This is a genomic window from Mesorhizobium sp. M7A.F.Ca.CA.002.09.1.1 (genome assembly GCF_003998555.1).
In the GTDB taxonomy this organism is placed as follows: Bacteria; Pseudomonadota; Alphaproteobacteria; order Rhizobiales; family Rhizobiaceae; genus Mesorhizobium; species Mesorhizobium ciceri.
On record NZ_RZRR01000241.1, the window covers coordinates 1 to 6,615 of the forward strand.

The following is a 6,615-nucleotide window of genomic DNA, read 5'->3' on the forward strand; positions in this document are numbered from 1 at the left end:
ATGTAGGAATCGATCTGCACGGCGGGCAGCCACGGCCGGAACAACCAGCCGATGAAGAGCCAGCCCAGCAGCGCCATCGAGAACGGCTTCACCGCCCAGTTGATGAACAGCGTCACGCCGATGCCGCGCCAATAGGTGCCGACCTTGGCCAGCGAGGCGAAATCGACGCGCAAGAGCATCGGCACGATCATCAGCCAGATCAGCACGGCGACAGGAATGTTGACCCTGGCGATCTCGGCCAACGCGATGGCGCCGAACACGCCCGGCAGCAGATGGCCAAGCGCGATGCCCGCGACGATGCACAGTGCCACCCACACCGTCAGATATTTCTCGACGAAGCCGATGCCGGGCCGCACCGCCTCAGCTGTGTTCAGAGCATGATCGGTCATGATGGCTTCCTTGTTCGAACGGCGCGCGGCGGACAGTCACAAGCCCCTCAGCAGTCACAGGTCACGGCATTGATGACCGGGCGGCAGAGCTCCGGCGCGCCATTGCAGCAATCTTCCATCAGATAGGCCAGCAGGTCGCGCAAGCCGGTCATGTCGGCGACATAGCGCACGGTCCTTCCGTCGCGTTCGGGACGGATCAGCCCGGCATGGGCGAGCACCTTCAGATGCGCCGACATGGTGTTCTGGACCGTGTCCAGCCTCGTTGCGATCTCGCCGGCTGGAATGCCTTCCGGGCCGGCACGCACGAGCAGCCGGAAGACATCCAGCCGCGTCTCCTGGCCAAGTGCGGCCAGCGCGTTCAAAGTGCCCTTCCTATTCATATATCCGAATCCTTGGATTTATGGATTCGTGAATATCGACTCCCCCGCGATCTGTAAAGGATGTCCGCCGCTATGATGTGACGGCAAGCACCTTTCCCGTATCGTGCTGGCGCACGAAGTCCACCCGGGCACCATCCCAGTGGTAGCTGTAGTGGCGGCCCTGCACTGGAATGGCAATGACATCGGGCCAGAAGATGCCGATGCAGCCGCCGCCCGGCATGCGCACGCTGTTCCACACCAGCCCGTCGCTGCCTGCTGCCCGCAGCGCCCGCCCTTCCGCCTGCGAGGCGGAATAGTCGTCCGGGTCGAGCACGCCGGGCACGGCGTTGACGTCATCGAGGTCGCGGTCGACGTTGCCGATCAGCACGCGGAAATCCGCCGTCCAGCCCGGCCCTTCGTTGGTGGCGCGCATGAATTTCTGATGGTGGTGAATGGTCTCGGCCAGCGCCACCTCCTCGCTGTCACCCGCATAATAAATCCCGTAGCTGCCATCCGAGAAGCGGCCTGGTCTGAGCGTCGAGCAATGCACGAAGGGCGCCATCACGAAACTGGCGCCGGGGCCGGAAATCCGCCTTGCGGCCGAAACCTTGCCGAGATCGCCGATCTCGAACCTTATGCGTGGGTTTGTCTTCGCCTCGACGGCGGCAAGCGCCTCCCAGTCGCGCGGGTCGGCAATGTCTTCGAACAGGTCGATCGGTGGGTGGATGGAACGGATGATGCGGAAGGTCTGGTGCCAGTCGACGCGGCGACGGACCGCAAGCCCACTCACCATGCACCACGCTCCGCATCGAGCCATTCGCGCATCGCCGAGAGATCGGAGATTTCGCCGCGCAGCATCAGGTCGAGCGCCGACTGGCCGCCAAAGGTGGCATTGGGCTTGCGGATCCAGGCATAGCCGCGCGCCGGTTCCGTGAAGAGGTAGCGCAGGCCCTTGTGGATGCCCATCAGATGCGCCATGCGGGTGCGCAGGTCGCGGTCGATCCTGCCGATGCCACCTTCCTTCGCCCCAGTCTTCCAGCGTGCCCAGGTGCGCGCCGACATACCGCCGAGCAGGATGCAGGCCTCCAGGTCGGTGAGGTTCCAGGCCTTGAACAGATTGACCGTTGTGCGCGCCAGCGCGCCCGCTTCTTCATCCGAGATAGCGGCTCCGAACGTGGCCGGCGTGGTGACGATGGATTGAAGCTGCATTGCGTTCACCTTGCTGATTGGCAGATATATAGCATGTATTTGCCAATTGGCAAGAATGCGGAGATGGCAAGGCTTGGCTGCAAAATGAAAAGGCGCGGCCCACACCGCAGGCCGCGCCCTTTATTGCATCACACTGTACGGTGCCTACTCAGCCGCTTCATATCCCGCGATGCCCTTGATCTCGAGGAAATCCTCAAGTCCGTATTCGGCATATTCGCGGCCATTGCCCGACTGCTTGTAGCCGCCGAACGGCAGGCCGGCGTCCCACTGGGGATAGTTGATGTAGACATTGCCGGTGCGCATGCGCGCCGCGACTTCGCGCGCCTTCTTCATGTCCTTGGCCTGGATGTAGGAGGCGAGGCCATAGACGGTGTCGTTGGCGGTCTCGACCACCTCGTCGACGCTGTCATAGGGCATGATCGCCAGTACCGGCCCAAAGATCTCCTCGCGCGCGATGCGCATGTCGTGGGTAACGTCGGCGAACACCGTCGGCCTGACATAGTAGCCGCGGTTGAGTTCGGCCGGACGGCCGGGGCCGCCGGCGACCAACGTCGCACCCTCGTCGATGCCGGCCTGGATCAGGTCCTGGATCTTGTCGAACTGAACTTGGCTGACGACCGGGCCGAGCTTGGTGCCGGCAGCGTCGGCCGGACCGACGGTGAATTTTTCCGCCGCAACCTTGGCATAGCCGGCCGCCTCGTCATGGCGCTCGCGCGGCACGAACATGCGCGTTGGCGCGTTGCAGGACTGGCCGCTGTTGCTGAAGCAACCGGCCACGCCCTTGCTGACCGCGCTTGCGAGGTCGACGTCGGGGAACAGAATGTTGGCCGACTTGCCACCAAGCTCCTGATGCACGCGCTTGACCGTGTCGGCAGCGGCCTTGGCCACCAGGATGCCGGCGCGGGTCGAACCGGTGAACGACATCATGTCGATGTCAGGATGGCTGGACAACGCCTGGCCGACGCCCGGTCCGTCGCCATTGACGAGGTTGAAGACGCCCTTCGGCACGCCGGCCTCGTCGAGGATCTCGGCGAAGATGATGGCGTCGAGCGGCGCGATCTCGGATGGCTTGAGCACCATGGTGCAGCCGGCGGCGAGCGCCGGACCCACCTTGCAGGTGATCTGGTTGAGCGGCCAGTTCCACGGCGTGATCAGCCCGACGACACCGATCGGCTCCTTGACCACGAGATGATTGCCCTTCACGTGGCGGAATTCGAAAGCCTTCAGCGTCTCGGCCATTTTGGTCAGATGCGCCAGCCCAATGCCGACCTGGCTGTCCAACGCCATCTGGCGCGGCGCGCCCATCTCGCGCGACACGGCAACCGCAAGATCGCCACTGCGCTTCTTGTAGACCGCGATGATGCGATTCAACAGGTCGAGCCGCTCGCTAACTTCGGTGAAACCAAAGCCGTTGAAGGCGCGCTTGGCGGCAGCCACCGCCTTGTCGACATCGGCCTTGGAGCCGAGCGAAATCTGCGCAAAAGCGTCCTCATTCGAGGGATCGATGACGTCCAATGGGTTGGGCACAACAGGATCGACCCACGCGCCATCGATGTAGAACTGCAGATTGTGTGACATGGTTTTCTCCTTGGCCGCATGGTCGCGCCGGGCCGTCATATCTGGCTGGAGATAACGATGCACAAACGCCGCTGTCAAACACAACCCCCGAAGTGGTTGAGCCAGTGCGGCAGTGATTGAGCCAGAGCGGTTGGGCAGCAACCGGCTTGGTGAGGATGGACTACAGCAAGGTATGCCCGGCCTCGACCAGAAACCGCCTCGCCGCGGCCTGATCCGTGGCTTTCACCAGGAGATGGTCGCCATCGAAAGTGGACACCACGAAGATGCCCAACCCGTTTTCCGACAACGGCCTGATGACCGACAGCACGATACCGGTTTCGTCGAAGGCGAACGGGCCCAGGAGCTTGAAGGCCACCCAGTCGATATCCTGCTTGACGGCATGCGGCACGCGGTCCTGCAGGCAAACGATCGAAAGCTCGTCGTCGGTCCTTGTGATGCTGACGAAGCCTGGTCCGTCCGCCCAACCGGGAATGGTTTCGCCCGCCGCCAGCCGGGAAACCGCGTAAGACCCCGGGAGTTGCTTAAGCTTGACCTTGGCAGCCATTATCGAAATCCTTCCTCAGATCGCCGGTGATCCCGCTAGCCTCTTGCTCATATAGACCGTCATGCCGCCCATGAACGGCTCGTCCCGATCCACTATGTAGCCCTGCCTCTTGTAGAGCGATACGTTCGCCTCGAACGCGCCATTGGTCAGCAGGCGAAGCTCGTCGCGGCCCGACTCGATCGCCTTGCGCTCGGCCCACTCCAGCAACAGCCGGCCAATCCCCCTGCCCTGCGCATCCGGTGCGACACAGACATTCTCGATCCACAGATGATCCTCGGCCAGCATGGTTTCAATCATTCCCACGATCCGATCATCCTCGACGGCGAGATCGAACGGATGCTCGGCAACAGCCTTCTCGTAGTCGGCGCGCATCGGCAGAGGCTCGCGGCCGATCACCGCTACCCATTTGGCATAGGCGGCGCGCACGATATCCCGGATCGCGGCGGCGTCAGCGGGCGCGGCCGGCCGAAGCCGGATGGAAGAATTGTTGGTCATCAAACTGCTCCAGACATGAAAAATCCCGCCGGCGGTTTCGCGGGCGGGGCTGGAAACGAAAGAACCGGGTCTATCCTGCCGGTCTTTGTCGTCGCGCAATCAGCTTGCCGCTCCGCACTGTGCAGGGGCGACGTCGCTTGGTGTTGGCGGGCGCGAAAACGAACATGGCGCCAAGTTGGAACAGGAAGCGCGGCGATGTCAAGGCGACCGCTCGATCGACAGTGTCTCGCATCGGCGACAAGGTTCTGGTCCTCGCGCCCGCAGGGCATAGAATCGCTATATGCTTTGTGCCAACGGCAGCTAATCGATGGGCAAACTATGACCGGGACGCTGAACAAAGCGGTGCGGATGGTGGCCATCCTGAACCTGGCCTATTTCGGGATCGAATTTGCCGTAGCCGTTTGGATCGGATCGGTATCGCTGTTCGCGGACAGCATCGATTTTCTGGAGGACGCATCCGTCAATCTCCTGATCATGGTCGCGTTGGGCTGGACCGTCCGCAATCGAGCGCGGCTCGGAATGGCGCTGGCCGGGATACTTCTGATCCCCGCATTGGCGACCCTTTGGACAGCCTGGGAGAAATTCAACATTCCAATTCCGCCAGCTCTCGTTCCGCTAACGCTCACGGCGGCTGGCGCGATGCTCGTCAACCTGTCGTGCGCGCTCATGCTCGCTCGCTATCGCCATCACAGCGGCAGCCTCACCCGCGCCGCCTTCCTGTCGGCGCGCAACGACGTCCTGGCCAATGTGGCAATCATTGCCGCTGCCCTGGTCACCGCATTCGTGTGGAATTCGGCCTGGCCCGATATCGTCATTGGGCTGGCAATCGCCGTCATGAATGCGGATGCTGCCCGCGAGGTTTTCACGGCCGCAAGACGCGAGTTCGCAGAAGGCCAAATTTCAAACTGAAACGCTGCCACCCGATCCGCGCACGATCCCCTCAACTCCTGCGCCGTCGGCCGGAATGGCTACCCGGTCGTCGAGTGCCCTCAGCCTGCGCCTGGCTCTAGCGATCGATCCTTGCTTCCTGTTGCGGAGAATAGCGCGCTCCCTGTACGGCGATCGCCGAGACCGCGTTCTCGATGTCGGCAGTTCGCCGTCAGCGCGACAGTGACCGATCCGATGTTCTCTTCGAGGCGATTGAGCTTGGTGGTGCCGGGGATCGGAACGATCCAGGGCTGTATCTGCCAAGCGCGGGAGCGATATCGGAGAATGGGCTTTTCAGCCTTGGAACATCGGTCATGTTGGTCTCCTTCGTAGAGTTCGGGCGTTGAACTCGGCGCCACGCGCCGATACCTGGTCAAATCCCGTATTGTTCGTCGCTGACATGCTCCAACCAGTCGACGACCTTGCCGTCGAGCGCTTCGGCGATAGCGATGTGGCTCATCGCCGTGGTCGGCGCGGCGCCATGCCAATGCTTCTCTCCGGGCGCGAACCAGACGATGTCGCCGGGCTGGATCGATTCGATCGGGCCGCCCTCGCGCTGCGCCAGGCCGGCGCCCGAGAGGACGATCAGCGTCTGGCCGAGCGGATGCGTGTGCCAGGCGGTGCGCGCGCCGGGCTCGAAAGTCACGGTGGCGCCGCCGACCCGGGCGGGCTCGCTGCCCTTGAACGGCGCGTCGATGCGCACCGCACCGGTGAAATAGTCGGCCGATCCCTTGGCCGAGGCCTGAGAGCCGTTTCGCGTGATGTCCATGGTTTTGTCCCTTCCTGGCAACAGCCATGACACGACCGCCCGGCTTTAGAGACGGCCGGAGGTGCCCGGTGTGATAACGCCTATCTAGGGTCTGCGATTGGTGCCGATTAGGTGCTATATCCAGCATGATCTTATGAAGGGGGCTCATGAATGCCACGTGACAACCTGAACGAGCTAACCGCCTTCCTCGCTGTGGCGCGCGAGGAAAGCTTCACCAGGGCGGCGGCCAAGCTCGGGGTTTCCCAATCGGCGCTCAGCCACACGGTGCGGGCGCTGGAGGAGCGGCTGGGTGTACGGCTCCTGACCCGCACCACGCGCAGCGTGTCGCCCACCGAAGCCGGGGAG

The 6,615-nt window shown here is 63.0% G+C and carries 9 protein-coding genes and 1 pseudogene; 2 read left to right on the top strand and 8 right to left on the bottom strand.

The features are described 5' to 3' along the window. From EN994_RS13040 to EN994_RS13070, 7 genes and pseudogenes are all read right to left on the bottom strand, one after another. Window positions 1-344, bottom strand: a pseudogene (locus EN994_RS13040) (arsenical-resistance protein); the annotation flags it as partial. Window positions 345-436: 92 nt separating this feature from the next. Continuing rightward, a complete protein-coding gene (locus tag EN994_RS13045; RefSeq protein WP_013530549.1) occupies window positions 437-769 on the bottom strand; it encodes a metalloregulator ArsR/SmtB family transcription factor in 333 nt (110 codons plus the stop codon). A 70-nt stretch (window positions 770-839) separates the two neighbouring features. Continuing rightward, a complete protein-coding gene (locus tag EN994_RS13050; protein ID WP_063168660.1) occupies window positions 840-1,541 on the bottom strand; it encodes an RES family NAD+ phosphorylase in 702 nt (233 codons plus the stop codon). Then, the gene (locus EN994_RS13055; protein ID WP_013530547.1) at window positions 1,535-1,957 is read right to left on the bottom strand and encodes an MbcA/ParS/Xre antitoxin family protein; all 423 of its coding nucleotides are present in this window, start codon (window positions 1,955-1,957) and stop codon (window positions 1,535-1,537) included. The genes EN994_RS13050 and EN994_RS13055 overlap by 7 nt, the downstream gene beginning before the upstream one ends. A 144-nt stretch (window positions 1,958-2,101) precedes the next feature. After that, window positions 2,102-3,535, bottom strand: a complete 1,434-nt coding sequence (locus EN994_RS13060) for an aldehyde dehydrogenase family protein (RefSeq protein WP_063170298.1) — start codon at window positions 3,533-3,535, stop codon at window positions 2,102-2,104. A 160-nt stretch (window positions 3,536-3,695) separates the two neighbouring features. Then, the gene (locus tag EN994_RS13065; RefSeq protein ID WP_063168661.1) at window positions 3,696-4,079 is read right to left on the bottom strand and encodes an ACT domain-containing protein; all 384 of its coding nucleotides are present in this window, start codon (window positions 4,077-4,079) and stop codon (window positions 3,696-3,698) included. 15 nt (window positions 4,080-4,094) lie between these two features. After that, window positions 4,095-4,574: a GNAT family N-acetyltransferase gene (locus EN994_RS13070; protein ID WP_024501788.1), complete on the bottom strand. Its 480-nt coding sequence runs from the start codon at window positions 4,572-4,574 to the stop codon at window positions 4,095-4,097. A gap of 318 nt (window positions 4,575-4,892) precedes the next feature. Here EN994_RS13070 and EN994_RS13075 point away from each other — a divergent pair, with 318 nt between their 5' ends. Continuing rightward, on the top strand, window positions 4,893-5,483 hold the full coding sequence (locus tag EN994_RS13075; RefSeq protein ID WP_063168662.1) for a cation diffusion facilitator family transporter: 591 nt from the start codon (window positions 4,893-4,895) through the stop codon (window positions 5,481-5,483). 391 nt (window positions 5,484-5,874) lie between these two features. Here EN994_RS13075 and EN994_RS13085 read toward each other — a convergent pair whose 3' ends face one another. After that, on the bottom strand, window positions 5,875-6,270 hold the full coding sequence (locus EN994_RS13085) for a cupin domain-containing protein (protein ID WP_027160872.1): 396 nt from the start codon (window positions 6,268-6,270) through the stop codon (window positions 5,875-5,877). A gap of 150 nt (window positions 6,271-6,420) precedes the next feature. On the opposite strand from EN994_RS13085, the gene EN994_RS13090 reads away from it, so the two are divergent. Beyond that, window positions 6,421-6,615, top strand: a 195-nt coding sequence (locus tag EN994_RS13090; protein ID WP_164745895.1) for a LysR family transcriptional regulator, incomplete at its 3' end; no start/stop codon positions are given.

Excerpts from the sequence above, each read along its gene's own strand:
- EN994_RS13060 (WP_063170298.1), bottom strand. The coding sequence starts at position 3,535 with ATGTCACACAATCTGCAGTTCTACATCGATGGCGCGTGGGTCGATCCT.
- EN994_RS13065 (WP_063168661.1), bottom strand. The coding sequence starts at position 4,079 with ATGGCTGCCAAGGTCAAGCTTAAGCAACTCCCGGGGTCTTACGCGGTT.
- EN994_RS13070 (WP_024501788.1), bottom strand. The coding sequence starts at position 4,574 with ATGACCAACAATTCTTCCATCCGGCTTCGGCCGGCCGCGCCCGCTGAC.
- EN994_RS13045 (WP_013530549.1), bottom strand. The coding sequence starts at position 769 with ATGAATAGGAAGGGCACTTTGAACGCGCTGGCCGCACTTGGCCAGGAG.
- EN994_RS13055 (WP_013530547.1), bottom strand. The coding sequence starts at position 1,957 with ATGCAGCTTCAATCCATCGTCACCACGCCGGCCACGTTCGGAGCCGCT.
- EN994_RS13075 (WP_063168662.1), top strand. The coding sequence starts at position 4,893 with ATGACCGGGACGCTGAACAAAGCGGTGCGGATGGTGGCCATCCTGAAC.
- EN994_RS13050 (WP_063168660.1), bottom strand. The coding sequence starts at position 1,541 with ATGGTGAGTGGGCTTGCGGTCCGTCGCCGCGTCGACTGGCACCAGACC.
- EN994_RS13085 (WP_027160872.1), bottom strand. The coding sequence starts at position 6,270 with ATGGACATCACGCGAAACGGCTCTCAGGCCTCGGCCAAGGGATCGGCC.